This window comes from Burkholderia sp. BCC1644, from assembly GCF_902833225.1.
GTDB lineage: Bacteria > Pseudomonadota > Gammaproteobacteria > Burkholderiales > Burkholderiaceae > Burkholderia.
The window spans coordinates 733,263-753,476 of the sequence record NZ_CADFEI010000001.1 but is presented as its reverse complement, the minus strand read 5'-3'; the positions used below and the strand labels follow the sequence as shown (position 1 = coordinate 753,476).

At 67.7% G+C, this 20,214-nt stretch carries 14 protein-coding genes; 8 read left to right on the top strand and 6 right to left on the bottom strand.

The features are described from left to right. The gene (locus tag HWX87_RS03325) at positions 1-522 is read left to right on the top strand and encodes a GNAT family protein (protein ID WP_176045670.1); all 522 of its coding nucleotides are present in this window, start codon (positions 1-3) and stop codon (positions 520-522) included. A 27-nt stretch (positions 523-549) separates the two neighbouring features. Here HWX87_RS03325 and HWX87_RS03320 read toward each other — a convergent pair whose 3' ends face one another. The 3 genes from HWX87_RS03320 to HWX87_RS03310 form a co-directional block, all read right to left on the bottom strand. Continuing rightward, on the bottom strand, positions 550-1,239 hold the full coding sequence (locus tag HWX87_RS03320) for a hypothetical protein (protein ID WP_176045668.1): 690 nt from the start codon (positions 1,237-1,239) through the stop codon (positions 550-552). A gap of 159 nt (positions 1,240-1,398) precedes the next feature. Next, entirely contained in the window at positions 1,399-3,660 is a 2,262-nt protein-coding gene (gene pbpC / locus HWX87_RS03315; protein ID WP_176045666.1) for a penicillin-binding protein 1C, read from the bottom strand. A 10-nt stretch (positions 3,661-3,670) separates the two neighbouring features. Continuing rightward, positions 3,671-9,712 (bottom strand): MG2 domain-containing protein, encoded by a 6,042-nt coding sequence (locus HWX87_RS03310; RefSeq protein WP_176045664.1) that lies wholly within the window; start codon positions 9,710-9,712, stop codon positions 3,671-3,673. Positions 9,713-10,016: 304 nt separating this feature from the next. On the opposite strand from HWX87_RS03310, the gene HWX87_RS03305 reads away from it, so the two are divergent. The 5 genes from HWX87_RS03305 to HWX87_RS03285 all read left to right on the top strand — a co-directional run bounded on the left by HWX87_RS03305 (position 10,017) and on the right by HWX87_RS03285 (position 15,181). Then, on the top strand, positions 10,017-10,523 hold the full coding sequence (locus tag HWX87_RS03305) for a sugar dehydrogenase complex small subunit (protein WP_049028374.1): 507 nt from the start codon (positions 10,017-10,019) through the stop codon (positions 10,521-10,523). Next, entirely contained in the window at positions 10,523-12,142 is a 1,620-nt protein-coding gene (locus HWX87_RS03300; RefSeq protein ID WP_059240313.1) for a GMC family oxidoreductase, read from the top strand. Before HWX87_RS03305 ends, HWX87_RS03300 begins: the two co-directional genes overlap by 1 nt. Before the next feature lie 2 nt (positions 12,143-12,144). Further along, positions 12,145-13,422, top strand: coding sequence for a cytochrome c (locus tag HWX87_RS03295; RefSeq protein ID WP_176045662.1), 1,278 nt, complete (start codon positions 12,145-12,147; stop codon positions 13,420-13,422). Positions 13,423-13,594: 172 nt separating this feature from the next. Continuing rightward, the gene (locus HWX87_RS03290) at positions 13,595-14,014 is read left to right on the top strand and encodes a DoxX family protein (RefSeq protein ID WP_176045660.1); all 420 of its coding nucleotides are present in this window, start codon (positions 13,595-13,597) and stop codon (positions 14,012-14,014) included. Between the two features lie 63 nt (positions 14,015-14,077). Continuing rightward, positions 14,078-15,181 (top strand): porin, encoded by a 1,104-nt coding sequence (locus HWX87_RS03285; RefSeq protein ID WP_176045659.1) that lies wholly within the window; start codon positions 14,078-14,080, stop codon positions 15,179-15,181. Positions 15,182-15,268: 87 nt separating this feature from the next. On the opposite strand, the gene HWX87_RS03280 is transcribed toward HWX87_RS03285, so the two are convergent. Then, positions 15,269-16,588, bottom strand: a complete 1,320-nt coding sequence (locus tag HWX87_RS03280) for an MFS transporter (RefSeq protein ID WP_176045658.1) — start codon at positions 16,586-16,588, stop codon at positions 15,269-15,271. Positions 16,589-16,630: 42 nt separating this feature from the next. Then, entirely contained in the window at positions 16,631-17,815 is a 1,185-nt protein-coding gene (locus tag HWX87_RS03275; RefSeq protein ID WP_176045656.1) for a M20 aminoacylase family protein, read from the bottom strand. 182 nt (positions 17,816-17,997) lie between these two features. On the opposite strand from HWX87_RS03275, the gene HWX87_RS03270 reads away from it, so the two are divergent. After that, entirely contained in the window at positions 17,998-18,900 is a 903-nt protein-coding gene (locus HWX87_RS03270; RefSeq protein ID WP_176045655.1) for a LysR substrate-binding domain-containing protein, read from the top strand. A 174-nt stretch (positions 18,901-19,074) separates the two neighbouring features. Then, the gene (locus HWX87_RS03265; protein WP_006478890.1) at positions 19,075-19,395 is read left to right on the top strand and encodes a pyrimidine/purine nucleoside phosphorylase; all 321 of its coding nucleotides are present in this window, start codon (positions 19,075-19,077) and stop codon (positions 19,393-19,395) included. A gap of 88 nt (positions 19,396-19,483) precedes the next feature. Here HWX87_RS03265 and HWX87_RS03260 read toward each other — a convergent pair whose 3' ends face one another. After that, complete coding sequence (locus tag HWX87_RS03260; RefSeq protein ID WP_059240325.1) at positions 19,484-19,819, bottom strand: hypothetical protein; 336 nt, start codon at positions 19,817-19,819, stop codon at positions 19,484-19,486. Between the last annotated feature and the right edge of the window lie 395 nt (positions 19,820-20,214).

Genomic DNA, 20,214 nt, shown 5'->3' with positions numbered 1-20,214 from the left:
ATGAACCGGATCCTCCTGAACCGCGTCGCCCGATCCGACGCCGCCGACCTGATCGCCGCCAACCGTGCGAGCCGGAGTCACCACCTGCCGTGGGTCGACTCGTTCGTCGACCAGGCAGGATTCGACCAGTGGTTCGCCCGCTGCCTGACGGGGCCGAACGTCGGCCTCGTCGCGCGCGAGCAGGCTTCCGGCGCGGTGGTCGGCGTCGTGAATCTGAACGAGATCGTCGGTGGCGTGTTTCAGAGCGCGTATCTCGGGTACTACGGGATGGCGGATTTCAGCCGCAAGGGGCTGATGACGGATGCGCTGCGCGCGGCGATCGCCATCGCATTCGACGAGCTGGGTCTGCATCGGCTCGAAGCGAACATCCAGCCCGGCAACCATGCGTCGATCGCGCTGGTGCGGCGGCTCGGCTTTACGAAAGAGGGCTATTCGCCGCGCTATCTGCGCATTGGCGGCGCATGGCGCGACCACGAACGGTGGGCGTTGCTGGCCGACAGCGAGAGCGAAGCGGGCGCGTGACGTCCGCTCCTGTCCGGTGTCGGCTGCTTACAGCGGATGCGCGGCGCCAGCCTGTGCCAATGACGAAACGGCGGCCGGATCGGGCTGTCCGTTCGAATCGATCGCGCCGGCCTTGGCCAGCGCGACGAGGTCGCTGTCGACGCCCGGTTGCCCGACCACGAACGATGTCGTCAGGAACGCAGGCGCCGCGAGCGTGACTGCGTAGCGCTGCTGCAGGTTCGACACCACGGCCGATTGCGCGGCCTGCACCGCATTCGGGTCGTTCATCACCTGCTGATAGTGCAGGCTGCCCTGGAAATTGCCGATCAGCCCGGCCGTGTTCGTGCCGAGCTGGGCCGCGAGATACACGAGCATCAGCTCGGTCTCGGGCGTCGTATTGAAGGTGCCGCCCGCATACGCGAGCGAATGCAGGCTCGTACCGCCCGATGCCACGGTGATGACGCACGGCAGCGTGGCGTTGACCGTCACGCGGTAGTTGCCGCCGCCGTCCGTCAGCGTCGTCGCCGAGCCGGCCGCGCAACTGACCGTCACCTGCGCGCTCGCGAGCGCGTCGCCCGTCGCGGCCGTGCCGGACAGCGCGACGGTTTGCGTGTTGTTGTTGAAGCAGACATCGACGCCGAAGCAGGCGTCGCCGTTGCACGCCTGGAGGGCTGCGAGCGTTGCAACGCACAAGACGCCCAGCGCGGGGCGGGTGAAGCGTTCGTGGCGAATGTTCATGGTCGCGGGCAATCGGGAGAATGGGGCAACCGGCGAGCGTCGGGAATGCGGCGCTGTTCTCATTCTAGGTCCCGGATCGGCGTGCTGCTTGCCCGTTTGACCCGGTCGCGACGACATCGACGCAAATGCGTCCGCGTCGGGGCTGGCCGCCTCACCCGTTCAGGGCTTGCGCGCGGCCGTCTTCGCGAACGCGCCGCGCACCTCGAAGCTGATCGCATCCGCGACGTTGCCGCGTGCGTCGACGAGTTCGAGCCGGTGCCGTCCCGGCCACGGCAGCCACGCGATACGGTCGGCATGCCCGATCACCTTGTCGTCGAGCCGCCACGCGAACTTCGCCGCGTGCCCGGCCGAGCGCTCGAACCAGATGCGCTGGTTCTTCGGCGGAATGTCGGGGTCGATCGCGAAGATCGTGCCGTCGGTCGGCGCGCCGATCGTCAGCGGCGCACGCGCGCCGTCCTTGCCCGGCGTGACGGGTGCGGCGAGCCGGATCGTGTCGACCGCCGTCCCGGACAGGAACCACTCGTTGCGTGCCGGCTCGATATCGCGTTCGAACGCGATGCGGCGCGTCTCGACGCCGGCCGGCGCGCGCGGCGCACGGCTCGGCAGGTCGCGGTGCAGGTAGCCGACGACGGCCGACCACACGGGCGACGCACCCGTGACGCCCGACACGTCCCACATCGGCGAGCCGTCCGCATTGCCGACCCACACGCCGACCGTATGGCGCGACGTGTAGCCGACGGTCCAGTTGTCGCGCATGTCCTTGCTCGTGCCGGTCTTGACGGCCGAGAAGAAGCGCGTCGCGAGCGGGTTGTCGAAGCCGAACGTGCGGACGCGCGCGTTGTTGTCGGACAGGATGTCGGTGATGACGAAACTGGCCGCCTCGCTGAACACGCGCGTGCCGTTGTCCGCACGCGCAGGCGCCGCCGTGCCGGACGCCGATGCCGATGCCGGTGCCGGTGCCGGAACGGCGGCCGGCAGGTCGACGACCTTGCGCGCGACGCCGCCGTTCGCGAGCGCGCGATACGCATTGGTCAGCGACAGCAGCGTGACGTCCGCACTGCCGAGCGCAAGGCTGAAGCCGTAGTAGTCGCCTTCCTGCGCGAGCGGCAGGCCGAGCGCGGTCAGCGTGCGCGCGAAGCGGTGCGGCGTGACGAGCACGAGCGTGCGCACGGCCGGCACGTTCAGCGAGCCGCCGAGCGCGCTGCGCACGCTTACCCAGCCCTTGAAATCCTTGTCGTAGTTCTGCGGAATGTACAGGCCGCCGCCGGCGGCGAGGTTGATCGGCGCGTCGTCGAGCAGTGACGCGGCCGTCAGCCGCTTTTCGTCGAGCGCCTGCGCGTAGAGGAACGGCTTTAGCGTCGAGCCGGCCTGGCGCGGCGCGAGCACGGCATCGACGTCGCGCGCGCTCGACAGCGCACCCGACGACCCGACCCATGCGCGAATCTCGCCGGTCGCGTTGTCGATCACGACGACCGCGCCGTCCTGCACGTTGCGCCGGTGCGCGGGCGCGTTGAGTTCGGTCAGCGCGCGCACCAGCGTGTCGCGCGCGAAGCGCTGCAGCGGCGCATCGAGCGTCGTGCGCACCTGCGCGCCGGCCGCCGGTTTGACTTCGGCCGCGATGCGCCGCGCGAAGTGCGGGGCGAGGGCGGCGCCGTCGTCGCGCACTGCGTTGGCCGGGCGCGCAACGACGAGCTGCACGTAACCGTCGAGCGATGCGCACGCCTGCTCGGCATGCATGTCGCGCAGGATCCGGCATGCACGCTCGGCGATCTTCGCGGGCGCCGCGTTGGGCGCGCGCACGAGCGCGGCCGCGATCGCGGCTTCGCGCGCGTCGAGGCCCGACGGCGCCTTGCCGAACAGCACCTGTGACAGCGCGCCGAGTCCGACCGTCTCGCCGCGGAACGGCACCAGGTTCAGGTAGGCCTCGAGCACCTGGTCCTTGCGCCAGCCGCGTTCGAGCAGCAGCGCGTTGACGGCCTGCGAGGCCTTCTGCGGCAGCGAGCGCTGGCCCGACCGGCGCGGCGAATCGCTGAGCAGCCCGGCGAGCTGCATCGTGACGGTCGACGCGCCGCGCGTGCGCTCATTCGACAGGTTGCCCCATGCGGCGCCGGCGATCCCGCGCCAGTCGACGCCGCTGTGTTCGTAGAAGCGCTTGTCCTCGGACACGACGATCGCTTCGCGAAACGCGGGCGACACGTCCGCCAGCGACACCCAGTCGCCGCGCCGTTCGGTGAGGTCGACGCGCGTGCGCTGCAGCGGCGTGCCGTCGCGCGCGAGCAGCACCCAGTCGGAGCTGCGCCAGTTGCGGCGCACTTCGTCGTAGCTCGGCAGCGCATGCGCGACGAGTGGCACGGCCAGCACGACGGCAACGAATACGCGGCCGGCGAAACGCGCCGGCCGCGGCATTACCTGATCGATCATCGCTTGCTCGTTACTTGCCCGCGTCGGCCGGCTTCACGGTCATCGGCGGGTTCGGCCACAGGCCGTACACGGACGGTGCGTACAGCGCCTCGACGCGCGTCGGCGGCAGCCCGAACGTGCCGACGTTGTTCAGGCGCACCGTGTACTCGACCGAGAATTTGCCCTTCGGCAGATAGTCGTAGTACGCGCGGTAGCCGTCGAAGTCGCGCTCGATGAACGCCGGCCACGCGCCGTCGGGCGTCTTCTCGCCCTGCGTCGCCGCCTCGGAATCGCGGCCGAGGCCCGAACCGAGGATCGTTGCGCCGGCCGGAATCGGGTCGTTGACCGCAACCCACGTCATGTCGCTCTGCGCGTCGATGTCGAGATGCACGCGCACGACGTCGCCGCGCGTCAGCACGCCCTTGACGGCCGGCGACACGGGCGTGACGGTCTTCGTGATCCGGTAGCCGGCCGCGAACGGCGAGCGCAGCGGCACGGCCGCGAGGCTCTCGACCGTCGCCCACGGGCGGCCCGTGCCGTCCTGCGTGACGGACAGCGTGGCCGGGGCCTGCGACGCGCGCGGCCACGGCAGCATCACGCTGCGGGCCGCGGCGGCACGGGTGGCCGGGGTGGCCGACGCAGCCGTGTCGGCGGGCGCGGCTGCCGGCGCCTGCGACCACGAGATCGAGCGCTCGTCGCTGCCCAGCGCGACCTTCGTCGCGCCGGCGACCGGCGTGCTCTCGTAGGTGCGCGAGAAGCGCTCGACCGCGAGCAGGCCGAGTGCATTCGACGTCGTCGTCTGCCATGCGCCCTGGCGCTGCAGGGCGAGCAGGCCGGCCGTCACGCGCGGCATCTCGTCCTTCCACGCCGGGTCGCCCGCGAATTCCAGCGCGAGACGCGCAGCGTTGGTCTCGTTGCTGGTCATCAGCCACCACAGGTCGTCGTCGCGTGCGGTCGAGAACACGAGCTGCGTGCCCTGGTACGTCAGGCGCGCACGCAGGATCTGTTCGACCTGCGCGCGTTTCTCGTCGCGTTGCGGGATGTCCTTCACGCGCGTCAGGATCGCGTGATAGTCGATCACGGCCGACGTCGGCCACTGGTTCGGCGCGATCTCAATCGAGCCGAGCATGCGGCCTTGTGCGGCGCCGAAGCGCGACAGCGCCTCGATCGCGGCGAGCTTGCGCAGGTCGCGGTCCTGGCGCGGCGCCCACGCGTTGCGCTCGATGCGGCCGTCGACGAAGCGCGCGAGCCCGGCCTCGAGCTGCGTGCGCAGGTCTTCCGGCAGCGCGAAGCGCGGGTCGAGGCGGCCGGCTTCGTCCGACACCACGAGCAGGTATGACGACAGCGTCGGGCTGCCGTGGTGCGAATCGTCGGACGACGGCGGGAAGTAGCTCGCGAGCCCGTCACCGTCGAGGTAGACGGGCATGCGGGCGACCAGCGCCTGCCATTGCGCCGGGTCGCGCAGGCCGATCGCGCGCGACGTCTGCTGTTCGAGGCAGCGGTACGGATAGCGTTCGAACCAGCGCTTCACGCCGGGCAGCCCGTCGGCGAGCTTCGACTGCAACGACACGGCGATGCCGCCGCGCGGCAAGCCTTGCGCGTTGTTCGCGGCGCCGGCCGGGGAGGCCACCGGCACCGTCAGCGTGCCGTCCACTTGCGCGAGCGTCGCCTGCTGCACCGTGACCGGCAGCGCGGGCACCACCTTCTGCGCGACCGCCAGCGCGTCGGACGCGCGCTTGCCGCCTTGCTCGGCCGCTTCGATGCGCCAGTTCAGCGCACCGGCCGCGTCGAGCGCCTGTTCGGGCACGGTGATCGTCCACGCGACCTCGGTCGCCGTATTGGCCGCGAGCGACACGGTTTGCGGCGCGACCTCGAGGCCCGTCACGCGCGGCGTCACGACAACCTGCATCGCGCGGTCGGTCGTGTTGCGCAGCGTGACCTGCGCGCGGAACGCGTCGCCTTCGCGCACGAGCGGCGGCAGGCCGGAGATCAGCTGCAGATCCTGCGTGCTGCGGATCGACGTGCTGCCCGTGCCGAAGCGGTCGGGGCCGACCGCCGCGATCGCGACGATCCGGAAGCGCGTGAGCGCGTCGTTCAGCGGCACCTCGACCGTCGCACTGCCGTTTGCATCGAGCGTCACGCGCGGATTCCACAGCAGCAACGTGTCGAACAGCTCGCGCGTCGGCGCGCTGCCGCCCCCGCCGCCGGCCGGCACGGCCTTGCGGCCGAAGTGGCGGCGGCCGACGATCTCCATCTGCGCGGTGGCCGTTTCGACACCGTACGCACGCCGGCGCAGCATCGCGTCGAGCAGGTCCCAGCTGTTGTTCGGCATCAGTTCGAGCAGCGCCTCGTCGACGGCCGCGACCGCGATCTGCGTGCCGGCCGGCGCGGGCTGGCCGTTCGGCAGCGTGACCTTCACGTGCGCCTGCGCCTTGCTGCGCACCGTGTAGCGCGTCGCATCGGTCGTCACCGTCACGCCGAGACGGTGGACGCCCGTGCCGACCTTGATCTCGCCCAGGCCATAGCGGAACGCGGGCTTCGACAGGTCGACGAACGCGGTCGGCGCCTCATAGTGGCGACCTTCGCGCCAGAACGCGCGCGCCCATTCGACGGGCGCTTTCCAGCCCCACGTGAAGAACGAGTACCACGGCACCTCGCGAATCCGGCCGCGCAGCGCGAGCACCGACACGTACACGTTCGGCCCCCACGATTCGTCGACCTTCAGGTCGACGGTCGGATTCTTGCCGTTCAGCTCGACGATGTGCGTTTCCATCACGCCGCCGCGTTCGACCGCGACGAGTGCCGTTGCATAGCGGAACGGCATCCGCACCTGGAAGCGGGCCGTTTCGCCCGGTTCGTACGACGTTTTCTCCGGAATCACGTCGATCCGGTCGGTGTTGTCGCCGCCGAACCAGAGTTCGTCCTCGCGCGTGACCCACACCGATGTCGATGCATTCGACGTACGGCCGTCGCCGTCCTTCGCGACCGCGATCAGCTGCACGTTGCCGGCCTGCTCGAGCGTCGCGTCGCAGGCCATGCGGCCCTTGTCGTCGGTCTTGCCCGAGCACAGCACGCCGAGGTCGCGCGTGTCGCTCTTGTTGTCGTACGCATAGAAGCCGCCGACCATCCGCTTGCGCGACGACGTCGTGATGCGCGCGACGCCCTTGATCTCGATCGGCACCGAGGCACGCGGCTTGCCCTGCAGATCGACCGCCAGTGCCTGCACCGGCACGCGCTGGCCGACCGACACCCAGCGGCCCGCCTTGACGCCGGCCACCACCGCGGCCGGCCACAGGATCGTGTCGCCGCGGATCGTCTGCACTTCGCCGTTCGGGTCGGCGAAGGTTGCTTCGAGCGCGATGCGCTTCGGCGCGTCGACGTCGGGCAGGCCCTTGAGCGTGACCGAGCCCGCGCCGTTGCGGTCGAGCGTCAGCGGCAGCTTGTCGGCGATCAGCTTCGTCGCGTCGGGATCGTTGTTCGACGCCGATGCGTTGTCGCCGTCTTGCGAATCGTCGTCGGCATTGCCGTCGCCCTTGTCGGGGCGATACGGCGTGAAGCTGAAGTCCTCGAAGCGATCCGCGAACGGCGGCGATGCCCACTTCATCAGCGCCGACACCTGCACGGGCAGGTTCGATGCGCCGCCGCCCGACACGTAGTCGATCTGCACCGCGAGCGGCGCTTCCTTCACGGCGACGAGCGGGCTCTTCTGCGCGTCGCGCGCGCCGATCGAGCCTTTCAGCACCGGCAGGCGGAATGCCTCGACGCGGAAGCTGCCGCTGTAGTAGGTGGCCGTCGGCGCGTCTTCCGGGCCGCCTTCCAGCTCGACGCTGTATTCGCCGAGCTTCGCGGCGGCCGGCAGCGTGAACTGCGTGTCCGCGCTGTGGTCGGCCGCCCACGTGAGCGGCAGCTTGTACGTCTGGCCGGTGCCGAGATGGCGGATCGTCACGCGCGTCGGGTACTGCGACGGGAACGCGAGGCTCTGCAGTGTTTCGGTGCGGATGAAATGCTTCATCGACACGGTTTCGCCGGCGCGCAGCAGTGTGCGGTCGAATACCGTATGCGCACGCACGGTTGGTGCGCTGTCGGTGTCGGTCGGCACGTTGAAGCGCCACGATTCGATTCCGCGGTTCCAGCCCGAGCTGACGAACGCCATGTCGGGGCCGGTCTTCGGATCGTTGACGCGGGCCGACACGAAGTAGTCGTCAAAGCGCTGCTCCGACGAACTGCACGCGCGCTTCGGCTCGAACGGCCCGTCGATCTTCAGCAGACCTTGTGCGTCGGTCGTGCCGGCCGCAATTTCATCGCCGTTGCAGTCCGACACGCGGATCTGCGCGTTCGGCACCGGCTTGCCCTTGTCGAGCGTCGTGACCCACACGAGGTTGTTCTCGCGGCCCTGTTTCAGGTGCACGCCGAGGTTCGTGACGAGCACGGTGGTGCGCACGTACATGCTCGACGGCTTCGCGAGCAGCGAGCGACCGAGTGCGGGCGACGCGAGTTCGAGCACGTAGAAGCCGGGCTTGTCGATCGGCACGCCGACCACTTCGAACGGGCGCAGCGTTTTCGGGTCGGCGGGCGGCAGCGTCAGCGTCTGCGCGCCGGGCTCGCCCTTGAGCAGCGACAGCGAGCGCACGTCGATGCGGCGATTCTTCGGCGCGGGCTGCTTTTCGCCGGCTTCGAGCGGCACGTAGACGGGGTGCTGGCCCTTGCGGTCGAGCAGGCCGGGAATCTGGTCGTCGATCGAGCCGGCCGTCATCGACCAGTTGTCGAAGCGGTCGACGGTGCGCATCCACTGGCGGATCGCCGTGTCGTTCTCGACCTTCAGGTTCGCGAATTGCGCGCCGCCCGCGTTGAGGCCCGCGATATGCAGGTCGGCCTCGACGTTGCGCAGCGTGACGGGCACGAGCGCGGGCGTATCGGGTTCGGCGAAGCGCTCGACGATCCCGAACGTGCCCGACGAGAATTTCGCGAGCGGCGGCATCGGCGCGGTGCGCGTCGCCAGCGGGAACAGGTCGGCATTGGACAGCGGTCGATCGGTCACGTCGCGCAGGCCCGACGGCAGTTCGATCGTCAGGCCGGCCTGCGCGGGCAGCGGCGGGTTGAACGTGACGGTGGTGACTTCCTCGCTCTTGTCGTCGGCCGCGAAGGTCGGGTTCAGCGAGCCATCGGGGCCGCGCAGCTTGATCGCTTCGGCGTTCTTGCGCGAGACCGGTGCATTGAACGACAGCGTGAGCGGGCGCAGCGGCGTGCAGGGCGCCTTCGCGTTCTCGCGTTCGCACGAGAAGCTCGCGGCGAACGGTGCGCGTACGGTGAAATCGAAGCGTCGTTCGGTTTCGTTCGCGATGCCGCTCGGGCTCGCGACACCCTTGCCGTACACGAGCTGCATCTTCGCGCTCGCCGGCAGCGCCTGCGAGCATGACAGCGTCAGCACGCGCGCGGCGTCCTTCTTCAGACCGAAATGATCGAGCAGGGCGTTGCGCGCATCGTCGTCGGCGGCCGTGACCGGAATGCGGTTGCCGATGCCGGCCGCTTCGCACCAGATGTTCGCGAGCGCCGAACGCGGCTCTGCCGGGCCGTTCAGCTTCATCACGAAGATCTGCCGTTCCTCGATCTCGCGCGAGCCGGGGCGTACCGACACCGGGAACGGGCCGCCCGTCTGGAACGTGAAGCGGCGCGGGCCGCTCGCCGCATTGCCGGCGACCGAGCGCAGCGTGTCGTTGAGCGCGACCGAGCAGCGCACGCCGGGCGGCAGGTCGTTTTCGAAATCGTAAACCCAGGTCTTGTCGTCGAGCCAGTGACCCTGGCCGCGCGCGGCGGTGGAATCGTTGCAGGTGACGCGCGCGGGATTCGGCGCGGAGGCCGAGCCGAACGCGACCATCGGTTCGTCGAACTTGACGACGCTCTGCCGGACCTCGGTGACGGTGCCTTGCGGCGACACGCTCACCGTGCGCGCCGCGCCCGCGTGCAGCGACAGCGCCGCTGCGCCGCCGAGCACCGCGACGGCGCCGATGCGCCAGAGCAGCCGGGTGGTGTGGTTGGTTCGATTCGCGTTGTTGTGTTTGTCGTGCTGCTTCATCGCTCGATTGCCCTCGGAGGGAAGCTTTCTGTTTGATTGCACGCGATTCTAACCGACCGTCATGTACGCGCATCGCGGTGCGCGGTGTGTCGTCGGCATGCGACACTGGTGTCGGTGCCGCAGATTTGTCGCGTCAACGACACAAAAATGCAGCGAAATGTCGATTGTCTCGGATTGCGGAGCATTTAATGGACTATAAAAAGATTGTTCGATCCGATTTGTGCGCGTACATTTCAGGTCCGCGCCAATGTTTGAGAAATATCAAGCGTGGTTTTCCCGAATCCGGTGTTCGAGAGAAGGAAACATGCACAACGACAACACTCCCCACTCGCGTCGCGAAAGCGACGCAACCGCAAGCGGCATCACGCGGCGTCAATGGCTGCAGGGCGCACTGGCGCTGACGGCGGCGGGCCTCACGGGCTCGCTGGCGTTGCGGGCCCTGGCCGACGATCCCGGCACTGCGCCGCTCGATACGTTCATGACGCTCTCCGAAGCATTGACCGGCAAGAAGGGGCTGAGCCGCGTGCTCGGCGAACGCTTCCTGCAGGCCTTGCAGAAAGGCTCGTTCAAGACGGCCGACAGCCTGCCGCAACTCGCCGGCGCACTCGCGTCCGGTTCGCTGAATCCCGATCAGGAAGCGCTCGCGCTGAAGATTCTTGAAGCGTGGTATCTCGGCATCGTCGACAACGTCGTGATTACCTACGAAGAAGCATTAATGTTCAGCGTCGTATCCGACACGCTCGTGATTCCCTCGTATTGCCCCAACAAACCCGGCTTCTGGGCCGAAAAACCGATCGAGAGGCAAGCCTGATGGCCGATACCGATACGCAAAAGGCCGACGTCGTCGTCGTCGGATCGGGTGTCGCAGGCGCGATCGTTGCCCATCAGCTCGCGATGGCCGGGAAGTCCGTGATCCTGCTGGAAGCCGGCCCGCGCATGCCGCGTTGGGAAATCGTCGAGCGCTTTCGCAACCAGGTCGACAAGACCGATTTCATGGCGCCTTACCCGTCGAGCGCATGGGCGCCGCATCCGGAATACGGCCCGCCGAACGACTACCTGATCCTGAAGGGCGAGCACAAGTTCAACTCGCAGTACATCCGCGCGGTGGGCGGCACGACGTGGCACTGGGCCGCGTCGGCGTGGCGCTTCATCCCGAACGACTTCAAGATGAAGACGGTGTACGGCGTCGGCCGCGACTGGCCGATCCAGTACGACGACATCGAGCATTACTACCAGCGCGCCGAGGAAGAGCTCGGCGTGTGGGGCCCGGGCCCCGAGGAAGATCTGTACTCGCCGCGCAAGGAGCCGTACCCGATGCCGCCGCTGCCGTTGTCGTTCAACGAGCAGACGATCAAGAGCGCGCTCAACGGCTATGACCCGAAGTTCCACGTGGTGACCGAGCCGGTCGCGCGCAACAGCCGCCCGTACGACGGTCGGCCAACCTGTTGCGGGAACAACAACTGCATGCCGATCTGCCCGATCGGCGCGATGTACAACGGCATCGTGCACGTCGAGAAGGCCGAGCAGGCCGGCGCGAAGCTGATCGACAGCGCGGTCGTCTACAAGCTCGAGACCGGGCCGGACAAGCGCATCGTCGCAGCGATCTACAAGGACAAGACCGGCGCCGACCATCGCGTCGAGGGCAAGTACTTCGTGATCGCCGCGAACGGTATCGAGACGCCGAAGATCCTGCTGATGTCGGCGAACCGCGATTTCCCGAACGGCGTCGCGAACAGCTCCGACATGGTCGGCCGCAACCTGATGGACCATCCGGGCACCGGCGTGTCGTTCTACGCGAACGAGAAGCTGTGGCCGGGCCGCGGCCCGCAGGAGATGACGTCGCTGATCGGTTTCCGCGACGGCCCGTTCCGCGCGACCGAAGCCGCGAAGAAGATCCACCTGTCGAACATGTCGCGCATCAACCAGGAGACGCAGAAGATCTTCAAGGGCGGCAAGCTGATGAAGCCCGCGGAACTCGACGCGCAGATCCGCGACCGTTCCGCGCGCTACGTGCAGTTCGACTGCTTCCACGAAATCCTGCCGCAGCCCGAGAACCGCATCGTGCCGAGCAAGACGGCCACGGACGCGGTCGGCATCCCGCGCCCCGAGATCACGTATGCGATCGACGATTACGTGAAGCGCGGCGCCGTGCACACGCGCGAGGTCTACGCGACGGCCGCGAAGGTGCTCGGCGGCACCGAAGTCGTCTTCAACGACGAGTTCGCGCCGAACAACCACATCACGGGCGCGACGATCATGGGCGCGGATGCACGCGACTCGGTCGTCGACAAGGACTGCCGAACGTTCGACCATCCGAACCTGTTCATCTCGAGCAGCTCGACGATGCCGACCGTCGGTACGGTGAACGTGACGCTGACGATCGCGGCGCTCGCGCTGCGGATGTCGGACACGCTGAAGAAGGAAGTCTGACCGTGCGGAAATCTACTCTCACCTTCCTCCTCGCCGGCTGCCTCGCGCTGCCGGGGCTCGTCCGTGCGGCCGATGCGGCCGATCCGGCGCTGGTCAAGCGCGGCGAATACCTCGCGGTCGCGGGCGACTGCATGGCATGCCACACCGCGAAGGGCAGCAAGCCGTTCGCGGGCGGTCTCGGCATGCCGATCCCGATGCTCGGCAAGATCTACACGAGCAATATCACGCCCGATCCCGAGACGGGCATCGGCAACTGGACGGCCGAGGACTTCGAGCGCGCGGTGCGTCACGGGGTGTCGAAGAACGGCGACAACCTGTATCCGGCGATGCCGTACGTGTCGTACGCGAAGATCAACGACGACGACATGCAGGCGCTGTACGCGTACTTCATGCACGGCGTCGAGCCGGTCAAGCAGGCGCCGCCGAAGAACGAGATCCCCGCGCTGCTGAGCATGCGCTGGCCGCTGAAGATCTGGAACTGGCTGTTCCTGAAGGACGGCGCGTACGAGCCGAAGCCGGCGCAGAGCGCCGAGTGGAACCGTGGCGCGTATCTGGTGCAGGGCCTCGCGCACTGCAGCACGTGCCACACGCCGCGCGGCATCGCGATGCAGGAGAAGTCGCTCGACGAAACCGGCGGCAGCTTCCTGTCGGGTTCGGTGCTCGCGGGCTGGGACGGCTACAACATCACGTCCGACCCGAACGCGGGGATCGGCGGATGGACGCAGCAGCAGCTCGTCCAGTACCTGCGCACCGGCAGCGTGCCGGGTCTCGCGCAGGCGGCCGGCCCGATGGCCGAGGCGATCGAGCACAGCTTCTCGAAGATGACCGAAGCCGACATCGGCGCGATCTCGACGTACATCCGCACGGTGCCGGCGGTTGCCAGCGGCGACGCGAAGCAGTCGCGCTCGTCGTGGGGCAAGCCGGCCGAGGATGGCCTGAAGCTGCGCGGCGTCGCGCTCGCGTCGTCGGGCATCGATCCGGCGCGGCTGTATCTCGGCAACTGCGCGACCTGCCACCAGATGCAGGGCAAGGGCACGCCGGACGGCTATTACCCGCCGCTGTTCCACAACTCGACGGTCGGCGCACCGAATCCGACCAACCTCGTGCAGGTGATCCTGAACGGCGTGCAGCGCAAGGCCGGTAGCGAGGATGTCGGGATGCCGGCGTTCCGCCACGAACTGTCGGATGCGCAGATCGCCGCGCTGACGAACTACGTGACCGGGCAGTTCGGCAATCCGGCCGCGAAGGTGACCGAGCAGGACGTCGCGAAGCTGCGCTGATGCGGCGCGCAACGAAGCAGGGCGACAGCGGACAAGAGGAGGCGCACAGCACATCGGGCGGGCCCGATGCCGGTTGTTGCAGAGCGGGGCGGGCGGCGCAGGCGGCCGCCCGTCCTGGTTCGTTGGCAATCCGGTGCGCGTAGGCCGCGCATCGTTTTCGTTGGTCGAGACCATGACACCGAATCAACCGTTTCTCGCGTCCCAGCGTGATGTGCTGCTGCTGCTGTCCCGGATCCTGCTCGTGATCCTGTTCGTGATGTTCGGCTGGAAGAAGATCGTCGACTTCCCCGGTACCATCGCGTTCATGGGCTCCGAAGGCGCGCCCGCGCCGATCATTTCCGCGGCGATCTCGGTCGTGATGGAGCTGTTCGCCGGAATCGCGATCCTCGTCGGCTTCCAGACCCGGGCGCTTGCCCTGTTGCTGGCGCTGTATACGATCGGCACCGGCATCATCGGCCACCACTACTGGACGATGACGGGCGGCGAGCAGATCGACAACATGATTCATTTCTACAAGAACATCGCGATCGCGGGTGGCCTGCTTGCACTGTGCGCGGCGGGCCCCGGTCGATATTCGATCGATCGCGGATAAGCAGACCCTGGGCGCGCGCATGGGGCGCGCGCGGGAAGGTCGAGACTCCGAGGGGGCATCATTTTGCGACTTAAACATTTCGCATGGCTGATCGCAGCCGCCACGCCGGCGGCCGCCTTTGCACAGACGAGCGTGATGCTGTACGGCCGGATCGACGGCGGCATCGAATACCTGAACCACATCGCGACGCCCAGCGGCAGCAAGTCGCGCTGGAGCGCGGAGGGCGGCGACTGGGGCACCAGCATGTTCGGCCTGAAGGGCTTCGAGGATCTCGGCGGCGGGTTGTCGACGGTCTTCAACCTGGAGACCGCATTCCAGGTGATGAACGGCACGACGGGCGGCGGGCGCATGTGGTCGCGGCGCGCGTATGTCGGGCTGAAGAGCGACACGTGGGGCCAGCTGCAGGCCGGCCGCAACCTGTTCATCGACAGCGACGGCGTGTGGGAATTCGATCCGTTCGTCCAGCAGGCGTTTTCGTCCGCGTCGCTCGTGCGTGGCCGCAACTGGCAGCAGAGCAGCAACAACATCGAATATCACAGCCCGGTGATCGGCGGCTTCGACGTGCAGGCGCAATATGCGTTCGGCAACCAGTCGCGCGGCTTCAACTACGGTGCGGCCGACGATTTCGGCCGCTCGGACGGGATCATGATCTCGTACCACTCGCCGGTGTTCGACATGCGCGGCATCTACGACGAGCTGCGCGACAACAACGGCAAGTTCAGCAACATCTTCACGGCATCGCGCGAGTACTTCGTCGGCGCGAACGTGAAGGTGTCGAAGTTCAAGATCCAGGGCGCGTATACGCACTACCAGGCGCCGGACAGCCCGGCCGGCGTCGCCGATCGCGCCGATCACTACTGGCTCGGCGCGACCTATGCGGCGAATCCGCAATGGGCCGTGACGGCCGGTGGTTATTACGTGAAGGTGGGCGACGGCGGCAGCGACGCATCGCACGATCCGTCGGGCCACGCGATGATGTACGTGCTCGGCACCACGTACAACTTGTCGAAGCGCACGTTTCTGTACGGTACGGTCGCCTATGTGCGCAACGGCGGCAACTCGAACTTCTCGCTGCTGGCGACGCCGCGCGACGCGACGTCGGGCACGAGTCCGCTCGCAGGCGAGTCGCAGACGGGGGCGTACGTCGGGATGATGCATACGTTCTGAGCGGGGCAACGCCAGATACACAAAAGGCACGGGTCGTCGAACCCGTGCCTTTCTTCATTTGCGGCATGCGGCCGCTGCGGCCGCTGCTCAGTCGAGCGACTTCCCCGCCTTTTCATCCATGCAGCGTATCGCGAGCAGCGTGAACACGCCGCAGCCGATCGCATACCACGCGGGCGCGTTCGGATTGCCGGTCGCCGCGATCAGCCACGTGACGAAGAATTGCGCGAAGCCGCCGAAGATCGCGACGCCGACGCTGTACACGAGCGCGCCGCCGGTTGCGCGCACCGCACGCGGGAACAGTTCGCCGAGCATCGCGCCCGTCGCACCGATGTTGATCGCGTGCACGATCGACAGCGCGGCGATGATCGACAGCAGCGACGTCGCGCCCGGCCAGCGGTTCAGCGCGATGAAGGCCGGGTAGATCGCGGCCATCAGCACGATGCGGGTCCACCAGACGATCCGGTTGCGCCCGTACACGTCGGACAGGTGGCCGCCGATCGGCGTCACGAGCATCAGGATCGCGCCGGCGACGCAGCCGGCCGTCATCGACAGCCACGTCGGCAGGTGCAGCACCTGCACGCCGTAGATCGCCATGTAGAACACGATGATGTAGTGGATCGACGTGCCGCCGATCGTCACGCCAAGGCCCGCGAACACGGCCTTGCCGTGATGGCGCAGGACATCGGCGAGCGGCAGCGAGGCAACCGGTTCGTCGTGCGTGGCGGCGGGCGCGGCTGCCGGCACTTCCTCGACGGTACGGCGCAGCCAGTAGCCGATCGGCACGAACAGCGTGCCGATGATGAACGGCACACGCCAGCCCCAGCTTTCGAGTTGCGCGGCGGTCAGTGTCGACGTCAGCGCAACGCCGGTGAGCGCGCCCGCGAGCGCGGCGAGCCCCTGGCTCGAGAACTGGAACGATGCGTAGAAGCCGCGACGGTGCTGCGGCGCCTGTTCGAGCAGCAACGTCGTCGACGCGCCGACTTCGCCGCCCGACGCGAACCCCTGCAGCAGGCGCGCGAGCACGAGCAGCACCGGTGCGGCGATGCCGATCTGCGCGAAGGTCGGAGCGACCGCGATCGTCGCGGTGCCGAGCGCCATCAGCAGCAGCGTGAGGATCATCGCCTTCTTGCGGCCGGCACGGTCGGCATACATGCCGATCACGAGCCCACCGAGCGGCCGCGTGACGAAGCCGACGCCGAAGCTCGCGACCGCGAGCATCAACTGCCCGAACGGCGAATGCACCGGGAAGAACAGCTTGCCGATCAGGATCGCGAAGAAGCTGTAGACCGTGAAGTCGTAGAACTCGAGCGCGTTGCCGACAGCGGCGGCAGCGATCAGCCGGCGTTTCTTCGCGGCGGCGCGGGCATCGGCCGGCGTGCCGGCGAACGGAAGGGCGGACGTTTCCATGGGGTTCCCCCGGTAAGCGCGAAACTGCGTGGTGAAGGGCCGTCAGGCCGCGAGCCAGGCTTCGGCGACGCGAACCCAGTAGCTCGCGCCGATCGCGAGAATGTCGTCGTTGAAGTCGTAGCCGGGGTTGTGCACCATGCAGCCGCCCTTGCTGCCGATCCCGTTGCCGATGAATGCGTAGCAGCCGGGGCGCGCCTCGAGCATGAACGCGAAATCCTCGCTGCCCATCAGCGGCGCGGAGTCGGTTTCGACGCGGTCGGCGCCGAGCATCTGGCGCGCGATGTCGGCCGCGAACGCGGTCGGTTCCGCGTGATTCACGAGCACCGGGTAGCCGTAGTCGTAGTCGACTTCCGCCGTGACGCCGAAGCTTTCCGCCTGGCCTTTCGCGAGCGCTTCGATGCGGCGCGCGAGCAGCGCGCGCACGTCGGCGTTCAGCGCGCGCACCGACAGCTTCATCACGACGGTTTCGGGAATGATGTTGAACGTCTCGCCGGCCTGCACGCTGCCGACCGTGATCACGGCCGCATGCTGCGCATCGACCTCGCGCGCGACGATCGTCTGCAGCGCGACCATGATGCTGCCCGCGGCCGACATCGGATCGCGCGCGAAATGCGGCATCGCGCCGTGGCCGCCGACGCCGCGCAGCGTGATCGTCACGCGGTCGGCCGACGCCATCGCGGCGCCGGTGCGGAACGCCATGTCGCCGGCCGCGCGGCCCGGCATGTTGTGGATCGCGAAGATCGCGTCGCACGGGAAGCGGTCGAACAGGCCGTCGTCCATCATGGACTTCGCGCCGCCGAAGTTTTCCTCGGCCGGCTGGAAGATCAGGTTCAGCGTGCCGGAGAACTGGCGCGTTGCCGCGAGGTGGCGCGCCGCGCACAGCAGCATCGCCGTGTGGCCGTCGTGGCCGCACGCATGCATCTTGTTCGCATGGCGGCTCGCGTACGGCAGGCCCGTGGCTTCCGCGAGCGGCAGCGCGTCCATGTCGGCGCGCAGCCCGACCGTGCGCGTGCCTTGCCCTTCGCGCAGCACGCCGACGACGCCTGTCTTGCCGATACCGCGATGTACTTCATAGCCCCAGCCGGTGAGCAGCTCGGCGACGAGATCGCTCGTGAGCGTCTCTTCGAACGCGAGTTCGGGATGAGCATGGATGCGGCGGCGCACCTCGACCAGTTCGGGCGCGATCGCGGCGATGCCGGGGATGACAGGGTTCACGGCTTGCAGCATGGTGTCTCCAGTGGGGCCGAAGGGGCGTTTGACGCGTATATGACGAGCAAGCATATAAATTTCTTTTGCTTACCAGAAGCTGATAAATTGCTTTGGTGCACACCGCCGGTTGCCGCTCGGGAATACCCTGAACAGGCGCGCACGGCCGGGTACAGGGTTTCCACGGATCACGCATCGCCGCCATGAAATACCATCAGCTGAAAGCGTTCGTCACCGTCGCCGAAGAAGGCAGCATTCGCGCGGCCGCGCGGCGTCTGAACGTGTCGCCGGCGGCGCTGACGAAGGCGGTCAAGGAACTCGAGATCGCACTCGGCGTGTCGCTCGTCGTGCGTACCGCGCGCGGCGTGCAACTCACTGCGTTCGGCCAGCAACTGCAGGTACGCGCGCGGCTGATCGTCGCCGAAATGCAGCGCGCCCGCGACGACATCGAGCAGGCGCAGGGCGCGATGACGGGTTCCGTCGCGGCGGCGATCACGCCGGCGGCCGCGGTGACGATCCTGCCCGACGCGTTTCGTGCATTCCGGCGCCGCTTTCCGGTGGCGCGCGTCAATCTGATCGAAGGGTTTCCGGGTGTCGCGCTGCCGCGCCTGCACGACGGTTCGCTCGATTTCGCGATCGCCGTCGTCGTGCCCGAGCTGCTGGCGGCCGAGTTCGATCATGCGGAGCTTTACGCGAGCCGCTCGCTGATCGTCGCGCGCAAGGGGCATCCGCTCGCGTCGGCCACATCGCTCGCCGATCTCGTCGAGGCCGACTGGCTGATGAACCCGTCGCCGGAAAGCTCCACACAGGTACTGTTCAATTCGTTTGTCGCGTACGGGCTGCCGGTGCCGGCGCGCGTCGTCGAATGCCCGAGCTTCGGGCTTGCACACAGCCTGATGACCGGTTGCGACCTGATCGCATCGATGCCCGAACAATTGCTGCAGGGTGAGTGGGCGCGCGACCAGCTCGCGGTGCTGCCGATCCGCGAGCGCCTGCCGGGCGTCTCGGTGCAGGTCGTCACGCGCCGCGACAGCCCGCTGACGCCGGCCGCGGCGATGCTGCTCGACTGCCTGCGCGATTCCGCGCGGCGCAAGGGGTTGCGGTGAACCGGCGCCACCCGATAATCATGTAGTCATCCTGATGATGGTCGGCTCGATCCGTGCCGGAGGCACGCCATTCCCGGCGCATGCGGCGCGAGCCGGTATGATATCGGCCGGCCCGCCGCTCCGGCCGGCCGCCAACCACATCGCCATCCGGCATCCAGCAATCAGAGGCATCACATGACCAGTGCAACCCAATTCGACAACGTATCGGTCGTCAAGCGCGCGAACGTCTATTTCGACGGCAAGTGCGTGTCGCATACCGTGCTCTTCCCGGACGGCACGCGCAAGACGCTCGGCGTGATCCTGCCGTGCGCGCTCAACTTCGGCACGGACGCTCCCGAATTGATGGAAGTGCAGGCCGGCAAGTGCCGCGTGAAGCTCGACGGCAGCAGCGAATGGCAGACCTACGGCGCAGGCGAGTCGTTCTCGGTGCCGGGCAAGAGCCGCTTCGACATCGAAGTGCTCGAGACGCTCGATTACGTCTGCAGCTACCTGTAAGCGCAGGCGCCAGCAAAAGAAAAAGCCCCGCCGGAGCGGGGCTTGTCGCAAGCGGATGGCGCAAGGCCATCCGGAGCGCCTGTTCTCGTTACAGGCAGGCGTTGATGTCGCCGGCCGACGATGCATCGCCGCCGCGGAAACCGACCCAGGTCTTCGCGTTGCCGGCGTTGGCCGGGCGCACCACGGCGGCGGCGCCGTTCGGCGGCTGCTGGCCCGGCGCATAGACGGCCATGGCGAGGCCGTTCGCCAGTTCGTACTGCGACGTCACTTGTTGTTGCGACTTGTCGGCCCACGTCTTGGCGATGCACTGCGCCACCTGGTCGGCGGGCTTTTGGCTTTGTCCCACGTTCTGCAGGGCAGAATCGGCTGCATGAGCAGAAAATGCCACGGTCAATGCGATGAGCGGTAAGTATTTTGCGTTCACGTTATCTCCCTCGAGTCGTGATTGATTGAGTGGGATGCGCAGCAGTACTGCGTGCTAATGAGATCGCATCGGGCAAGCACGGTTCCGGTGATTCCGAAACAAGTTGTTAACGCGCTTGCCAAACGGAGGCTCCGGTGCTGTGCGGCGTTGCTGCGATGCGGCATGCGTCGTGTGCGACTCGACGTCATGCGTTGCTCGGTCGGCGCGCTGTCCGGTCGTGTGGTGTCGTGACGGCCACGGCAATCGGCATGTGCGTGCATGCCGTGCCGCGACTCTTTATCTGATGGCGAAGTGGAATGGCTGATTGATGGCCCCGTCGCATGGCTACCATGATGACAAACTTTCGTCAGCCGAATTGTTAACCAACTTTAAACGCGGAACGCGGGGGAATGCGA